We start from the raw sequence: 15,902 nt of genomic DNA on the forward strand, positions 1-15,902 counted from the left end.
TCCCGTCACTCGCCGGCCCCCTCCTCGCGGTCGAAGAGGCGGGCCAGCGGTCCGCCGGCCCGGATCAGCTCGTCCCAGGTGCCCTCCTCGACGATGCGCCCGCCGTCCAGGACCGCGATGCGGTCCGCCCTGCGTACGGTGGCGGGGCGGTGGGCGATCACCAGGGTCGTCCGGGTGGCCGAGTCGGCCGCGAGCGCCCGGGCCAGCTCCGCGTCGCCCCGGTGGTCGAGGTGGGCGGTCGTCTCGTCGAGGACCAGGACGCGCGGCCCGCTCAGCAGGCCCCGGGCCAGGGCGACCCGGGCGCGCTGGCCGCCGGACAGGGTCGCGCCGCGCTCGCCGACGGGGGTGTCCAGCCCGTCGGGCAGGGCGTCGGCGATGGGAGTGACGCCGCAGAGCCGGGCCACCGCGCGCAGTTCGTCCGCCGTCGCGTCCGGTGTGCCCAGGCGGAGGTTCTCGGCGAGGGTGCCGTGGAAGAGCGGGGCTTCCTGCCCGACCACGGACACGGCGGCGCGCAGGTCCTCCTCGCTGAGGTCCCGCAGGTCCACGGGGTCGGCCGGGGCGGCGGGAACGAGTTCCACCGCGCCGGCCTCGGGGTCCCAGTACCGCGCCAGGAGGTGGGCACACGTCGACTTGCCCGCCCCGGACGCCCCGACGAGGGCCACCGTCTCACCCGGCCGGACGGTCAGGTCGATCCCGTCCAGAACGGCCTCTCCCCCGTAGCCGAACCGGACGCCGCGCAGTCGCAGACCCAGCGGGCCCGCCGGGGCCGGGCGCGGGGCGGTCGGCGCGGGGGCCCCGGCGGGGGCGTGCACGGCGGCCCGGACCCGCGCCGCGGCGGCGCGCAGTCCCCCCGCCCGGCCGAGTGCGGCCGCCGATTCGGCGACCGGGGCGAGGGCACCCAGGGCGAGGGCCATGGCGGCCGGGGCCCACGCCCCGTCCAGGCGTCCGGCCGACGCGGCGTGGGCGGCCGCGGCCACGACCGCGATGACGGCGGCGACCACCAGCAGTTCCCGGCCGGCGCCCGCGCCGGTCTCCCAGGACTGTTCGGCGCGCTGGTGGCGCGCGAGCCGGCGCCCGGCGGACCGGAGCCGGGCCCGCCTGCGGTTCAGCGCCCCGGCCATCAGCAGCTCGCGCAGCCCGTCGACGCTCTCCACGGTCTCGGACGAGACCTCCGCGAGCGCGCTCCGGGTGCGGGCCCCGCGTTCGGCCCGCCCGCGCGCTTCGAGGAGCGGCGACCAGACCAGCAGCAGCGCCGCGGGCACCACGGCGAGCAGCAGCCAGGGCCCGAGGGTGGCCAGCACGGTGGCCGATACGGCGAAGACCACGCCGGAAGCGAGGAGTTGGGCGATGGCGTGGGCGTAGAAGAACTCCAGTGCCTCGACGTCCCCGAGCGCGGTGGCCGCGAGGTCCCCGCTGCGCCGTCCCGCGATCCGGGCGGGGGCGCTGCGGGCCAGTCCGTCGAAGACCCGGACGCGCAGTTCGGCGAGGACCCGGTAGGCGAGATCGTGGGAGAGGTCCATCTCGCGCCAGGTGGCCAGCGCCCGGAGCAGGACGAGCCCGATCAGGACGGCGACGGTCCCGGGGGCGGGCGGGCGGTGTTCCGTGACGGCCGTGCCCACCGCGTGCGCGGCGAGGGTGACCAGGGCGACCAGGGCCGCCTGGTCGACGAGGGCGGCCAGGCAGGTGCGCAGCACGGTGGTGCGGTGCGCGCCGAGGACCGGGAGGAGCGAGCGCAGGGCGCCGGTTCCGCCGTCGGCGGCGGGGCGGTGCGCGGGAGGACGGGTGGGCTCGTGCGGCAGCGGCGCGACCGGGGTCGGTGTCGGGGCTGTCGCCGGGGCCGGATTCGAGTGGGGGGTCGGGGTCGGGTTCATGCGGCGCGGTCCTCCTCGGTGGTGCGCCCGGCCGCGACGAGCGAGGCGTACACGCCCCCGCCCGCGAGCAGGGTGGTGTGGTCTCCCGCCGCGACGACGCGGCCCGCGTCGAGGACGACGATGTGGTCGGCGTGGCGCACGGCGTCGAGCCGGTGGGCGACGACGACGCAGGTGCGCCCGCGGCCGGCCGCCGTCAGCTCCCGGACGATGCGCGCCTGGCCGCGTTCGTCCACCGCGCTGGTGGCCTCGTCCAGGATCAGGACGGGAGCGTCGGACAGCAACGCCCGGGCGAGGGCCAGTCGTTGACGCTGGCCACCGGAGAGGGTGGCGCCGCGTTCGCCGACGAGTGTGGCGTAACCGTCCGGCAGCCGGGCGATCTCCTGGTCGATCCCGGCGGTGCGGGCGGCGGCGCGCAGCTGTTCGTCCGTGGCGGCCGGGCGGGCGACGCGCAGGTTCTCCGCGATCGTGGCGTGGAAGAGGTAGGTCTCCTGCGAGACCACGGCGACGCCCCGGCGCAGCGAGGCGAGGGTGTAGGCGGCGGCGTCCGTCCCGGCCACGGTGAGACGGCCCCGGTCCGGGTCCCGTTGCCGCAGCAGCAGGCTCAGCAGGGTCGACTTGCCCGCTCCCGATGGGCCGACGACAGCCGTGGTGCGTCCGGGGGCGGCGGTGAAACTGACGCCGTCGAGTGCCGGCCGCCCGCTCCCCGGGTGGGTGAAGTGCACGTCCTCGAAGCGGATCTCGGGGGCGCTCCCCCAGGCCGCGGCCACGGTGCCCCGCTCCGGCACGGCGGCTTCGGCGGTGCGCAGGCGGGCGATGCCGTCGGCCGCCGAGATCCCGAGGTAGCCCGCGTGCCATTCGCGGGAGAGGTCACGGACGGGGCGGAAGCACTCGGAGGCGAGGAGGAGCAGGAGGTAGGTGCCGGTGGCGGCGGTGCGGCCGGTGGCGGCCGAGGAACAGGCCACGAGTACGGCGGCGGCCGTACCGCCCTGGACTGCCAGGTCGGTGAGGCCGGTGTCGACCAGCGAGACCCGGAGTTTGGCGACGGTGGTCCGGTGCAGGGCGGCCGACCGGCGCTCCAGCCGCTCCCGTACGCGGCCCACGGCGCCGGTGGTGCGCAGGGTCGGCATCCCCTGGAGGGCCTCCAGGTAGTCGGCGGCGAGGGCTTCGTAGGAGTCCCAGTGCTCCTTGCCGCGCCGCGCGAGCAGCCGGTCCCACCAGCGCGGTCCGAAAAGAGCCAGCAGCAGGGCGGGGCCGAGGGCGAGGGCCGCGTACGGCTCGACGAGGGCGACGGCGACGAGCAGCAGCGGCGGAACGGCGCAGGTGATGAGCAGTTGGGGCAGGTAGCGCGAGATGTACGCGTCGACGCCCTCGACGCCGTCCACCAGTGTGGCGCGTACGGCTCCGGCCCGCGCACCGGTGATCGCGGTGGGGCCGAGCGCGCCGAGCCGCTCCAGCAGGGTGTCGCGGAGCCTGACCCGCACGGTCGCGCCCGCCGTGACGGCGGTCAGGCGCTGGGCGCGGCCCAGGGCGGCGCGGACGAGGACGACGGCGATGACGGCGGCGAGCAGTGGGGCGAGGGCGGCCGTCTCCCCCCGGGCGATCCGGGAGAGCACGAGGGCGAGCAGGACGGCCTGGGCGAGGTGGGTGGCGGTGACCGCGGCGAGCAGCGCGCAGGCGCGGCCGAGCGGGGCGCGTGCGATGGCCGCGGCGCGCAGGAGTTCGGGGTGGAGCATCATGGGCGTTCTTCCTCGCCGGGCGGGACCGTCGGGGTGACGGGGGCCGTGGTCGCTGTGGCAGGTGTCGTCGGGGTGGGTGGCGCCGGGGACGCCGGGGGCCGCCGGACGGAACCCGCGGCGGGCGGCGGTGGGGGCGCTCCCACCGCCAGCCCGTGCACGATCCAGTCGCGTCCGGGGGCCTCGCCGAGCGCCGCGCCCAGGTCGGCCCGCTGCCAGGAGCCGATGGGCCGTGAGCGCAGGCCCAGGGCGGTGGCGTGGGCCTGGACCGCTCCGGCCGCGTACCCGGCGGCGAGGTGGCTGCCGCGGACGAGGCCGGGCGAGGCGTCGTCGGGGCAGCCGTGTGCCAGGAGGACCGCCCCCGAGGCGGCGATCCATTCCTGGTGCGCGGCCCAGCGGGCGAGGGTGGGGCGGGCGTCCCCGGAGGCCAGGACGTCGAGGCCCCGGCCTCCGGGAGCCTTCGCGTACAGGGCCGGCGCGGCGCCGCCGGTCGCCGCGGTCCAGGCGGGTCCGTCCGGCCGTGCGGTCCGCGCGGTGGCCAGGAGCCGGGCGAGGACGTCGCTGCCGGGTGGGCGGTTCAGGTCCTCGGGGGCGGCGCTCCGGCGCGCCTCGATGGCCTCGTCGGTCACCGGCCCGGGACGCGGGGCCGGGCGCCAGGTGCCGCCGGGCAGCTCGGGCGCTCCGGAGATGTGGTGCAACAGGTTTTGTGCCGCGAGGAGTTGGCGGGACGGGCTGGTCCCGGCGCCGGGTTGCGGAGACGGGGCCCCGGCACAGGGAAGGGCGGCCCAGGCACCCAGCGGCCGCGCTGGGTCCACGTGTCCGCACGGGGCAGCCAACCAAACTGCCGCCAGGGGCAGTTCCGTCTCGGTGCCGGACGGGCCGGCCGGCCGGTCCAGGAAGCGGGGCAGCCCGGCGGCGGCGGACAGCAGGTCACCGTCCGCGTCGAGGGAGACCCGGACCTCGACGGCCGGGGGGCCGGCCAGCGCCAGGGCGGCGGCGGCATGGCCCGTGTCCAGGAGCAGCAGGGGCCAGGCCCGGTGACCGTAGTGGGCGACGGTGCGGGACGCGGCCGCGGTGAGCACGACGAGGGCGCCCGGGGGCGCGTCGGCCGGGGCCGGGCCGCGCGGGTGGGCACGGTGGGCGCGCGGGTCGTAGGCGTAGCGTCCGGGCGGCAGTGAACACCCCGCGCCGATGAGGAGGTGTGCGCGCACCGGGTGCAGGGCTCCGGCCGAGGGCGTCGGCCGGAGCCGGCCGGACGTGCCGGCGGGTGCGGCCAGGGAGAGCCGCAGCAGCCGCTCCAAGTCCAGCACGTCCCCGTCGCCCGGCCCCGAAGCCGCCCGAGGGCGGAACGCGGCCCCGGTCAACGGCAGCCCGGGACCGCTCCACGGAAACGGCCGCTCGGGAACGTACGGGGCGAGGCCCGGCGCACGGGAGGAGCGGACGTCGGCCAGGGCGCGGCGCAGGGAGCCGGACGCGGGGCGCCTTGCGGAATCGGGTGCGGCGGGCCGGGCCGGGGTGTCGGGCATGGCGGCGGGCTCCTTCACATGTGCGGCGGCGGGGCGAGGGTGAAGTCCTGCGGGGCGACGGGCGGCCGGGAGCGCCAGCCCCGGGCGAGGGCCGCCGTCGCGAAGCGCGGGCAGCCGAAGTAGCCGAAGGCCGCCGGGGCGTTGGGGATCAGCCCGGAGACCAGTACGCGGGCGACGCGCAGCGAGGTCTCGGCGACGTCCTCCGTGGTGAGGTCCGCGGTGATCACCCGGTGCCCGCCGGCGGCGAGGGCGGCGTCGAGGGCGGTGCGGCTTCCCGGGGTGATCGCGGTGACCGGAACCGTGCCGAGGGCGGGTTCGGTGAAGCGGCGGGCGAGCGGGGCCATCCGGTCGTCCAGCCACACCTGGACATGGGCGCCGAGGTCGCGCACGGCGGCGAACTCGGGTCCGCAGTCGTCGAGATAGCGCCGGTCGGGGCGGTGGTCGAGGTAGAGGCCGCGGGCGAGCATCCCGGTTTCCACCGCCCGGTACACCCAGCCGTCGGCGTCCACGGCGCCCTGGGTGAACACCCAGGTGTGCACGGCCTCCAGGACGGCCTTGCGGGCCGCCTCCGCCGGGTCGTACCGGCAGGCGAATCCCGCCGCGTGAATGCCGCGTCCGGGATCGTGCACGAGAGCCGCCACGCAGGGGGCGAACTCGGAGGGCATCTCCACGATGTGCACCTCCAGCCCGCACCCGGCCAGGTCCGCGGCCAGACCTGGAACGCTCGCCGGGTCGATGCCCCGGGCGGGCCCGTCCAGGTGCCACCACAGCTCCAGCGCGTCGCGCTCGACGACTTCGAGGAGCCCGCGCTCGACGGCGTCGTCGAGGCCCTGCCCGGTGGCGATGCCCGCGTAGTTGAGGTGGTGCGTGCGGGGCAGCGAACGCAGCTCGCCCTGCCGCCAGTTGAGGTGGGTCAGTGCGACGGGGGCCCAGCAGGGCCGCCCGTCCTCCTCGGCCCGGGTCCACAGAGCGGGTGTGTCGGGGGTGAGTTCGGCGTACGGGAATCCCGGGCGGCCGTACTGCCAGGGGGCGTACGCCGGCAGAGCGCCGGGGCCGTACAGGAGGTGGCCCTCTGCGGCCAGTTCGGCCGCGGTGGCCCGCCGGGGTTCCCGGGGGTGGCCGGGCGGGGGGAGGCGGTTGCCGCAGTAGCGCTCGACGGCTTCGGCCACCGCGGCGATCCACGCGCCCCGGGGGTCGCCGAACGTGGTGCCGAGCGAGACTCGGTCGGCGGGCCAGGCGCCGAGGCGGCGGGCGTCGGCGACATCCGCCGTCATCGCGGTGTAGCGGGGCGGCGCACCGGCGGGGTGTTCCACGGGCGCGACGTCGCGGATGATCCCGCTGACGGGGTCGACGAGGGCTTCGAGGGGCAGGGCGCTGGTCAACGGCATATCTCCGGTTCGGGCTCGACGGGGCGGTGCCGGGCGACGACGGGCAGGTGGAGGGCGCTGCCCCGGGGGTCCACGGTGCGGCGGGACGGGGCGAGCAGGGTGGCCCTGACCGGGTCCTCGCCGGTGTGCGGGTTGCGGGCGTGTGCGGGAAAGTGGTGTCCGGCGATCTCGGCCCGCAACCGGGTCCCGGCGGGCAGTCGGCGGCCCAGGGTGCCGAGCGGCACGGTGATGTCCGCGGCCGCGCCGGGCGGGCCGGTGCGCCGGACGATGCCGAAGGCGAGCGGGTCCGCGCGGCCGGACGGGTCGAGCGCGGTGAGGCGTACGGCCCAGTCGGCACAGGGCGTGTCGGCCGTGACGTTGATCCGGGCGGCGGCGGCTCCCGCCAGGTCGAGCGGGCGGGGCAGCGGTGGCGAGAGGAGCAGGCAGCGGTCCGCGCGCTCCCCCTCCGCCGGGACGGCGAGGTCGTCGGAGCGCACGGGGCGGTCCGGGTCCGCGCTGAACTCGGCTCCGTGCAGGAGCCGTAGGCCGGTGGGCGAGCCGAAGGGCCAGGCGACGGTGCGGGGGGCGCTGGGCGCCCGCGTGCTGTGCCAGCGACCGCTGTCGCCGAGGGCGATGACCCCGTGCCGTGCCGGCTCCAGGTGTCCGGCGAGCGCGGCGCGTGCCCACCGTACGTACAGCGCCCCGAGGTTGACGCGCGGGCGGGCCGGTGCGGCCGGGTCGGCGGTGAGGCGGTGGCCCCAGGGCCCGAGCAGCAGACGGGCCGGGCCGCCCCAGCCGTGCCACAGGGCCGCGGTGTCCTCGGCGAACGGGTCACGGGTCCCGCCGACGGCGAGCAGCGGAAGGCGGGCGGTGGCCCCCAGCGCGACCAGCCCACCACGTCCTTGTGCGGCCCAGAGCCCGGGCCAGGACGGGAGTTCGCGCCCCAGGCCCTCGGTCAGCCGCTCCGCCAGACGGACGATCGGAAGGTGTTCGAGCAGGCGGGGGTCGTGTGCCAGGGCGCGGGCCAGCGCGTCCGGGTCGGAGTCGCGACGGTCGCCGTGCGCCGCCCACCAGCCCGCCCGGGCCCACAGCCGTTCCGGGCCGCCGGGCTCGCGCGCCGTCTCGGCGAGTCCGAGGGCGGGGACGGCGGCGATGACGGCGTCGGGCAGGGTGCCGGGAGCCGCGTCAGGGGCGGCGAGCGCGGTGACGAGGGCGCAGTGCGCGGCGTAGGAGGCGCCGGCGGCGACGACTTCTCCGTTGCTCCACGCCTGCGCGCGCACCCAGGCGAGGGTGGCCGCGCCGTCCGTCCTCTCGTGGCCCCGGTAGGGGTGCCACTCCCCCGGTGAGCCGTGTCGGCCGCGGACGTCCTGGGCGAGGGCGGCGAACCCGTGTGCCGCCCAGCCGCGCAGTTCGGCGCGGTGGGCGTGCCGCCCGTAGGGGGTTCTGATCACGACGGCGGGCCGGGGGCCGGTCCCGTCCGGGAGGCATACGTCGGTGGCGAGCGGGGCGCCGTCCGGCGCGGGGACGGACACGGTGCGGGTGGTCACGGGTGCGCCTTCGCGGTCCCGGCACCTGCGCCCGGCCCGGCGCCGGCGCCGGCCCCGGCGGCGGACGCCGACCGCGTCGCCGCCGCCGGTGCGGGCGCGGGCAGCGGCGCGACGTCCGGGACGGGCAGCACGGGATGCTCGGTGACGGTGAGATCGCGCAGATCGACCCGGCGCAGCCGGCGGCGTGCCGGGAGGCCCACGGCCCTGCTCAGCCCGACGTCGACAGCGGCTTCGGCTTCCATCTCCTCCCCGGCTCCGGCTCTGACTTCGGCTTCGACTTCGGCTTCGGCTTCGGCTTCGGCTTCGGCTTCGGCTTCGGCTTCGGCTTCGGCTTCGGCTTCGGCCCAGGCGATCAGATCGGCGGTGAGGAGTGCGGCGATCAGGGCGGCGGAGGCTTCGGTGGGGTGCGGGCCGGTGTCGGGGGTGCGGTGTCCGGCCCAGTACGCGGCGAGTTCGCGATGGGCGGGGGTGGCCGCGAGTCTGCGGAGACGGACGTGGCGGGAAGTGACGTCACCCGGGGCCGCGGCGAGGGGCTCGGTCCAGACGTGGGCGCCTTCGCGGTGGCAGCGCAGCCAGGCGACGCCTCGGCCGGGCAGCCGGTCCGCCGCGTCCCAGAGCCCTTCGGGCACGGGCGAGTCGAGGCACCACACCACGGCGCCCCGCCCCGGGGCGCGGTCGTCCGCGGCCCTCCGGGCGAGTTCAGCGACATGGTCCGGGGTGGTCCGGTGGACCTCGGCCCCCTCCGCCCCGGCGCAGCGCGCGACCGGCCCGGCGAGCACGGGGTCGCCGAGCACGTGGACGGTGCGGCCGGCGAGCGGGGCCCGGGGCGGGGCGTGCACCGCGTACCCGCCGGCCTCGAACGCCTCGACGAGCCGGGTGAGTCCGGGTGTGAGCGGGCCTTCGTCCGGGGGCCGGGTCCCCGTCAGCCGACGTATCAGGTCTTCGCCGGCGACGCCGTCGGTGTCGATGCGCAGGAACTCCCCTCCGGGGGTCCGGAGCACCGGGCCGTCATCGGGGACGGTGACGATCCCGGTGCCGGGAGCGAGTCGACTGCGGGTCACGGAATCCTCCGGAGCGGAAAGGGGGTACGGGAAGTTCGGGGTGTCGAACGGGGCGGGCCCGCCCGGCATGGCACCGGACGGGCCCGCCCCCGCACTGCGCGGGGAACCTGCCCTCAGCGGCAGGCGTCGCTTACTTCTCGGCCGGGGCGTCGGCCTCGACGGCGTCGTCGAAGGGGTTCTCGACGAGGGCGTTCGAGTGGGTGGCGGAGAGGTGGGCGAGCTGGCCCTGGTCGGCGATCGGGCTGAACACCTTGTTCTGCTCCATGAGTTGAAGCCTCCATTCGTATCGGTTGGGTGTGGGTCGCGACGTTGGTGCGTGCCGCAGCACAGACATTAATGAATATGATTTTCATTCCGCAATAGCTGGAGCGGTTCGAGAGGGTGATCTGGGTAACAGACGGGCCAGCCGCCCTCGCTGTCGATCCCCACCCGGCCCTCCACGCCGAGGACTTCGGCCAGCAGGTGCCGGGTGACGACCTCGGCCGGGGGGCCGTCGGCGGCTACGCGGCCCTCGCGCAGCGCGACGATCCGATCGGCGAACCGGGCGGCGTGGTTGAGGTCGTGCAGGACCATCACCACCGTCAGCCGGCGCTCCGCGCGCAGCCGTACGACCGTCTGGAGCACCTCCAGCTGGTGCCGCAGATCGAGGTAGGTGGTCGGCTCGTCGAGAAAGAGCACGCGGGCGTCCTGGGCCAGCGCCATCGCCAGCCGGACCCGTTGGCGCTCGCCTCCCGACAGCGCGTCCACGGGCCGGTCGGCCCAGTCGGTGACGCCGACGTCCGCGAGCGCCCGGGACGTCACGTCGTCGTCGCCCTCCCGCAGCATCCCGAGCGGCCCCCGGGCGGCATAGCGCCCCTGGCGCACGAGTTGACGCACAGTCAGGCCGGGGACGGCCGGAGCAGACTGGTGGAGCAGGGCGACGCGCCGGGCGGCGGTGCGGCGGGGCAGCCGCGCCACGTCGTCGCCCTGGAGCAGGACACGCCCGCCGCTCGGGGTGAGCAGCCCGGCGGCGAGCTTGAGGAAGGTGCTCTTGCCGCACCCGTTCAGTCCGATCAGGGCCACCAGCTCACCGGCCCGGATGCTCAGGTCCACCCCGCGCAGCACCATGCGTCCGGGGTAGCCGAAGGCCAGCCCCTCCGCCCGGACGACGTCCGGGGCGGGGCCCGCGCCCGGATCGACGCCCGGGTCCGCGCCCGGCCGGAGCCCCTTCACCGTGCTCACGTCCACGTGTCCGGTCAGTCCTTCGGACATGCCATCCCCTCCGTCCAACGTCCTCTCCTTTTCCGCACGCCGCCGTGGGCGTCGCGAAGCGACATCCGCCCCCTCGCCCTCCTTCACCGCTCGTCCGCCCGTCGCCGCGCCACGGCCATCAGCAACCCCGCCCCCACGAAGGTGGTCAGGGCGCCGACCGGCAGGGTCAGCCGGTCCGCGTCGAAGGCGGCGGCCAGCAGCCGGGACAGCAGTTGGGCGGCGGCGTCCGCCCCGCCCACCACCGCCGCACCGAGCAGCGCGGCCCCCGGGAGCGTGACGCGCAGGTCGGCGCCGAGGACGGCCAGCGCCAGATGGGGCACCAGCAACCCGACGAAGCCGAGCGCGCCCACGGCCGAGACGGCGCCGGCGGTCAGCGCCACCGCGCAGACGAGGGCCATGCCCCGGCCCCGGCCGGTGGCCAGACCCGCGGCGGACGCCTGCTCGTCCCCGCAGCGCAGCAGGGTCAGCGGTCCGGCGAGCAGCCAGGCGGCCATGCCCCAGAAGGCGGCCCAGGGCCAGAGCAGGTTCCAGTGCTGCCAGACCCGTCCCTCGGTGGAACCGATCAGCCATTGGACGACGCTGCCGAGTTCGCCGGGCGCCACGAGGAGCACGACCGCCGTGAGCCCGGCGAGAACCGCCGACACGAGGACCCCGTAGACGGCCGTCTGCTCCGGGTCGCCCCGGTCCCGCCCGGCGAGCAGCCACAGCAGGCCCGCTCCCGCGAAGCCGCCCAGGCAGGCCGCCACGACCACGGCCGTGGGGGACTCCCAGCCCGCGAGGCCGAGACCGGTCGCGGCCACCGCGCCCAGCACCGCGCCGGGAGTGACGCCGGTGACCTCCGGTCCGGCCAGCGGGTTGCGCAGGGCCGACTGGAGCACGAGCCCGGCCACCCCGAGGCAGGCCCCGGCGACCAGCGCCACCAGCAGCCGGGGGAACCGGAGTTGGAGCACGATGTGCTCGGCGGTGGGGTCGCCGCCGCCGAGGAGCACGGCCCGTACGCCTTCGGGGGTGACGCCCCGGCCGGCGAACAGTCCGGCGCAGGCCACCGCGGCGACGAGCAGCGCCAGGCCGCCCATCCGGGCGGCCGGTCCTCTCGGGGACCGGGCTCGTTCTGGCACGGTGTCGAGGTGCGTCATCGTTCCGCCTTCCGCAGGACGGGAGCGGGGACGCCCGGAGGACTCCCCGGTACGGGCGGGGCCACGGGCCCCCGGTCCCGGGCGGGCCGCCTCCCCCGCTTCAGCAGCACGACCCCGACCGGCACCCCGACCAGGGCGGTCCAGGCCCCGACGGGTGTCTCGATCGGGGCGAGTGCCAGCCGGGCCGGCTGATCGGCGCACAGCACGACGATCGCGCCGCACACGGCGGACCGGACGAGCCACCCGGCCGCACCGCCGTCCGGGCGGAGGCGGCGGGCGAGGTGGGGGGCGAGGAAGCCGACCCAGGCCACCGGCCCGCAGACAGCGACGACGGGGGCGATGAGGACCACGGCGATGCCGAGCGCGGCCACCCGCGCGCGCTCGACCCGTACGCCCAGCGCACGCGCGTCGTCGTCGCCGAGGCGCAGCACACCGAGCACCGGCACGCACAGCACCAGCGCCGGAGCGGCCACGGCGAGCCAGGGCAGCAGCCCGGTGACGTCGTCCCAGGTGCGGGCGGACAGACTGCCCAGCAGATAGCGGTAGATGAGCTGGAGGTCGAGCTGGTCGGCCATGACCATGAGCACCAGCAGTCCCGCCTGGAGCGCGGCGGCGACGGCGGCTCCGGTCAGCAGGACGGCCGACGGACTCCGGCCGAATCCGGCGGCAACCAGGGTGAGCAGACCGCCGAGCGCCGCCCCGGCCAGGGCGAGGAACGGCTGCAGCCCGAGGGGGACGGCCAGGGCGAGGACGAGGGGCGCGGCGACGCCGAGGGCGGCCCCGGAGGAGACCCCCAGCATCTCGGGCACGGCCAGCGGGTTGCGCAGGGCCTCCTGGAGGACGAGCCCCGCGGCGCCCAGGCAGGCGCCGGCGATGAGCGCCAGCACCATGCGGGGCAGCCGCAGTTCGGTGACGACGAGCCCCGCGAGTCCGTCGGCCCCCAGCGTGGCCGGGAGCCTGAGGGGCGGGACGTACGGCGTGCCGAGGCTCAGCGCGCAGACCGCGCTCGCCAGGGCCGCCGCGCCCAGACAGAGCGGCGCTACGGGCGGACGCCTCACCGCAGTGCGGCCGTCGCCTCGTCGAGGACGACGCCCAGGGACCGGGTGCCGCGCCCCTTGGCCCAGACCTCGGAGTCGACCTCGATGACCTTGCCCTTCTTCACGGCCGGGATGCGTGACCAGAGCGGATTGCGGGCCAGCTTGTCGGAGAGCTTGCCGTCCGGCGCGCCGAAGGACAGGGTCTCCACGAACAGGACGTCGACGTCCCGGGCGAGGATCTCCTCCAGGCTGTAGCTGCCGTCGACGCCCCGGCTCTTCCAGGGGTAGTGGGAGAGCTTGGGGAACAGCCCGGCCGCCACATCGGTCTCCGGGGTGGCCACGCCGAAGTTCTCGTCGCTGCCGTAGACGATCAGCGCGGTCTTGTCGCTCTTCTCCTTCTCCGCCTGCGCCAGGCGGGTGCGGAAGACCTTCTCCGCCTTCTCGCCCTGGTCGGTGCGGCCGGTGAGCGCGGCCAGGTCGCGCAGGTAGCCGACGCTGTCCTGCCAGGACTCGGGCTGAAGGGGCCAGAACGTCGTGGCGCCCTTCAGCGCGGGGGCCAGCTTGCCGTGCGTGTCCTCCAGGCCGATCACCAGGTCCGGCCGGTGGGACAGGATCGCCTCGACCTCGGGGCTGAGGAAACCGCCGGGCACGGCCGGCACCTCGGCCGCCTTCTCCGCCCCCAGGAACTCGGGGTGTGCCAGCAGCTGGGAGTTGGTGGCGGTGGGGGTCATGCCCAGCTCGACGAGGATGTCGTCGCAGAGGGCGACCAGGCAGACGATCTTCTCGGGCGGCTTCGGCAGGGAGACGGTGACGCCGTTGGCGTCGGTGATCCGGGTGGCGGCCTCGATGGGCCGCACCTCCGTGGCCGTACGGGTTTCGGCCCCGCTCCCCGGAGCGCCGTCCGGCCCTCCGGTGCCGGCCTCCCCGGTTCCGCAGCCGGCCAGCACGCCTCCCAGTACGGCGATCGCGGCCCAGCGGCGGACTCTCAGCGCGGTTCGTGGCATCGGTGGTCCCTCAACGTTCCTGTGCGGTCCCGGGGTTGCGGCAGACAGGGCGGCGGAGCCCGGGAGCGATCCCCGCCACGAACCGAAACCTTACACATGATTATCATTTCCAATAAAGTGGGCGGGGGTCTTCGCCGGGACCCACCGGCCCCCGCCGCCCCTACCGGCCCCGCCGCCTCAGGAGTTCGCCATGCCGCACATCCCACGCTCCCCTTCCCCCGCGCCCCCGCGCCTGCTGGTCGCCGACCATGTGGCCGGGCGGATCAGCCTGTTGGACCTCCCGCACGGCACGGAGCGGGCGGAGCTGAACCACCGGCACCTCGCCGAGCACGCGGGGTTCCTCGCCCTGCCGGGCGGCCTCACCGCCTGCGTGGACGACCGGGCGGGTGAGCTGCTGGTCCTGGACCCCTACGGCCCCGGCGCGGGCCGGCCGCTGGTCGGACGGCGCATACCGGTCGCGGTCCCCGCCGAACACCTGGCGGCGGCCCCGGGAGGGCGGCACCTGGCGGTGACCACCGGCCTCGGCCGCAACGAGGAGGCGTGGACCGGGCTTCTGACGGCCGTCGACCTCGACGCGCCGGACGGCGCCGTCGCCGTACGCGTACGGGGGCGGACCGGCGAGCCGGGGGTGACGGTCCTCGGCGGGGCGTCCCCCCTGGTGGTGCTGCGGCACCGGGAGCCGGGCGAGCTGCTGGTCCACCGGCACGGCGACCTGATGCGCTCGGCCCCCTCCTGCCCTCCGGCGTCCCCGGCGGGGCGGCTCTCGCTGCCGGACGACGACGGGCACGGCGACGCCCACGACCCGTCCACCGGCCGAGTGTTCGCCGCCGCGGGCTCGGGGGTGCATCGCGCCGTACGCAAGGGCGACGGCCTCGCGCCCGAGTCCCCTCTCTCCTGGTCCGCCGACGGGCGTTCCGGCGGTCGCGGTTACTACCTGCGGCTCGATCCCGTACGGCGCATGCTCTGGTCGTGCGTGCGCGGCGGACCGGGCGACCCCGGGCAGTGGCCGCAATGGTCCAACGACGCCTGGTGGCACCACCTCGACACGGGCGTCACGGGACGCCTGGACCTGGGCCCCGGACTCGTCTTCCGGCTCGCGGTGACCGCCCGCCACATCGCGTACACCCGTGTCCACCCGGACGGTGACGAGCTCGTCCTGCTCTCCGTGCCACCGGCCGCCGGGGCCCGCCCCCGGGTGTCCGCACGACTGCCCCTGCCCGCCATGTCCGGTGCGCCCCGGCCCGGCGGGACCCCCTGGGACGGTGTGCAACGGCGGGCCGTCGCCGCCTCCCCCGGCGGGAGCCTGGTCGCGGTCAGCCGGGGAGGCCATGGCGAGATCCACGTCTTCGACGCGGACCGGGCGGCCCCGCTCACCACCCTGACCGTGCTGACCCCCCTGGACGACGGCGGGCACCTCGCGCTCGTCACCCCCGGGGACGGAGCCCACGCCGACCCGGTCGGCCGCTGAGAGGGGCGCGGGGGGCGGCACAGCACAGCCGCTGGGCCACCCCCCGCGCCCGGCGCACTCAGCCCGGCGAGCCCGGCACGGCGACCGCGGTCACCAGGAGGACTTGGTCACTCCCGGCAGGAAGCCCGCGTGAGCCTGCTCGCGCGTCCTGACCCGGGAGAGGCCGAACTTGCGCAGGTACCCGCGGGGCCTGCCGTCGACGCTGTCCCGGTTGCGGACCCGCGTGGCACTGGCGTCGCGCGGCTGGCTTCGCAACTCCTGTACGGCGGCCGCCCGTTCGCCTTCCGGCGTACCGGGCCGGCGGATGATCTCCTTGAGCTCGGCCCGACGGGCGGCGTAGCGGTCGACGGTCGCCCGGCGCCTGTCGTTCCGTGCGATCTTGCTCTTCTTCGCCATCAGACCTTCCCTCCCCGCGCGCGGATGCGCGCGACCGCGGCTTCGACGCCGATGACGTCGACGGCCTTGATCGCCCGAGCACTCAGAGTGAGGCGGACATACCGCCCCTCACCGGGCAGCCAGTACCGCTTGCGCTGGATATTCGGGTCGAACCGGCGAGCCGTCCGGCGGTGCGAGTGGGAGATGTCGTTGCCGAATCCCGGCTTCGAGCCGGTCAGTTGGCAGTGGGCGGACATGAAAGGTACCTGCCTCTCCTTCGACGATCCATTATTGAAAATGGAAACCATTGCCATATAGTAGCGCCCATGGCTCGCAACGAAGTACGCCCGGTCATCAAGCTCCGCTCCACGGCGGGGACCGGCTACACCTACGTCACCCGCAAGAACCGGCGGAACGACCCCGACCGGATGGTGCTGCGCAAGTACGACCCGGTCGCCCGCCGCCACGTCGACTTCCGCGAGGAACGCTGAGGCCGGCCCGGCTCCACCCTCTCCCCCGGCACACC

15 protein-coding genes are annotated in these 15,902 nt (G+C 76.4%); 2 read left to right on the forward strand and 13 right to left on the reverse strand.

The window, feature by feature from the left end:
* Positions 1-5: 5 nt before the first annotated feature.
* The 11 genes from ACIQMU_RS26485 to ACIQMU_RS26535 form a co-directional block, all read right to left on the reverse strand.
* On the reverse strand, positions 6-1,871 hold the full coding sequence (locus ACIQMU_RS26485) for an ABC transporter ATP-binding protein (protein WP_352242660.1): 1,866 nt from the start codon (positions 1,869-1,871) through the stop codon (positions 6-8).
* Complete coding sequence (locus tag ACIQMU_RS26490; protein ID WP_402689848.1) at positions 1,868-3,607, reverse strand: ABC transporter ATP-binding protein/permease; 1,740 nt, start codon at positions 3,605-3,607, stop codon at positions 1,868-1,870. Before ACIQMU_RS26490 ends, ACIQMU_RS26485 begins: the two co-directional genes overlap by 4 nt.
* Positions 3,604-5,130, reverse strand: coding sequence for a nitroreductase (locus tag ACIQMU_RS26495; protein WP_352242658.1), 1,527 nt, complete (start codon positions 5,128-5,130; stop codon positions 3,604-3,606). The genes ACIQMU_RS26490 and ACIQMU_RS26495 overlap by 4 nt, the downstream gene beginning before the upstream one ends.
* Before the next feature lie 14 nt (positions 5,131-5,144).
* A complete protein-coding gene (locus ACIQMU_RS26500; protein ID WP_402689878.1) occupies positions 5,145-6,512 on the reverse strand; it encodes a YcaO-like family protein in 1,368 nt (455 codons plus the stop codon).
* On the reverse strand, positions 6,509-8,044 hold the full coding sequence (locus ACIQMU_RS26505; protein WP_402689849.1) for a CocE/NonD family hydrolase: 1,536 nt from the start codon (positions 8,042-8,044) through the stop codon (positions 6,509-6,511). The genes ACIQMU_RS26500 and ACIQMU_RS26505 overlap by 4 nt, the downstream gene beginning before the upstream one ends.
* Positions 8,041-9,105, reverse strand: a complete 1,065-nt coding sequence (locus ACIQMU_RS26510; RefSeq protein ID WP_402689850.1) for a hypothetical protein — start codon at positions 9,103-9,105, stop codon at positions 8,041-8,043. The genes ACIQMU_RS26505 and ACIQMU_RS26510 overlap by 4 nt, the downstream gene beginning before the upstream one ends.
* 130 nt (positions 9,106-9,235) lie before the next feature.
* A complete protein-coding gene (amiA, locus tag ACIQMU_RS26515; protein ID WP_257139051.1) occupies positions 9,236-9,370 on the reverse strand; it encodes a streptamidine family RiPP in 135 nt (44 codons plus the stop codon).
* Positions 9,371-9,438: 68 nt separating this feature from the next.
* Entirely contained in the window at positions 9,439-10,356 is a 918-nt protein-coding gene (locus ACIQMU_RS26520) for an ABC transporter ATP-binding protein (RefSeq protein ID WP_352242655.1), read from the reverse strand.
* Positions 10,357-10,439: 83 nt separating this feature from the next.
* Positions 10,440-11,492, reverse strand: coding sequence for an iron ABC transporter permease (locus ACIQMU_RS26525; protein ID WP_352242654.1), 1,053 nt, complete (start codon positions 11,490-11,492; stop codon positions 10,440-10,442).
* Positions 11,489-12,550 (reverse strand): iron ABC transporter permease, encoded by a 1,062-nt coding sequence (locus tag ACIQMU_RS26530; protein WP_352242653.1) that lies wholly within the window; start codon positions 12,548-12,550, stop codon positions 11,489-11,491. The genes ACIQMU_RS26525 and ACIQMU_RS26530 overlap by 4 nt, the downstream gene beginning before the upstream one ends.
* The gene (locus ACIQMU_RS26535; protein WP_402689851.1) at positions 12,547-13,533 is read right to left on the reverse strand and encodes an ABC transporter substrate-binding protein; all 987 of its coding nucleotides are present in this window, start codon (positions 13,531-13,533) and stop codon (positions 12,547-12,549) included. Before ACIQMU_RS26535 ends, ACIQMU_RS26530 begins: the two co-directional genes overlap by 4 nt.
* 190 nt (positions 13,534-13,723) lie before the next feature.
* On the opposite strand from ACIQMU_RS26535, the gene ACIQMU_RS26540 reads away from it, so the two are divergent.
* Positions 13,724-15,001 (forward strand): hypothetical protein, encoded by a 1,278-nt coding sequence (locus ACIQMU_RS26540; RefSeq protein WP_402689852.1) that lies wholly within the window; start codon positions 13,724-13,726, stop codon positions 14,999-15,001.
* Positions 15,002-15,091: 90 nt separating this feature from the next.
* Here the strand turns inward: ACIQMU_RS26540 and rpsN are convergent, their stop codons facing one another.
* Together rpsN and rpmB are read right to left on the reverse strand one after the other, a co-directional pair.
* Positions 15,092-15,397 (reverse strand): 30S ribosomal protein S14, encoded by a 306-nt coding sequence (rpsN, locus tag ACIQMU_RS26545; RefSeq protein WP_352242650.1) that lies wholly within the window; start codon positions 15,395-15,397, stop codon positions 15,092-15,094.
* On the reverse strand, positions 15,397-15,633 hold the full coding sequence (gene rpmB / locus ACIQMU_RS26550; protein WP_352242727.1) for a 50S ribosomal protein L28: 237 nt from the start codon (positions 15,631-15,633) through the stop codon (positions 15,397-15,399). Before rpmB ends, rpsN begins: the two co-directional genes overlap by 1 nt.
* A 69-nt stretch (positions 15,634-15,702) precedes the next feature.
* Between rpmB and rpmG the strand changes: the two genes are divergently transcribed.
* The gene (gene rpmG / locus ACIQMU_RS26555; protein ID WP_003964410.1) at positions 15,703-15,867 is read left to right on the forward strand and encodes a 50S ribosomal protein L33; all 165 of its coding nucleotides are present in this window, start codon (positions 15,703-15,705) and stop codon (positions 15,865-15,867) included.
* Positions 15,868-15,902: the final 35 nt, after the last annotated feature.

Source organism: Streptomyces sp. NPDC091649, from assembly GCF_044756785.1.
Lineage (GTDB): Bacteria > Actinomycetota > Actinomycetes > Streptomycetales > Streptomycetaceae > Streptomyces.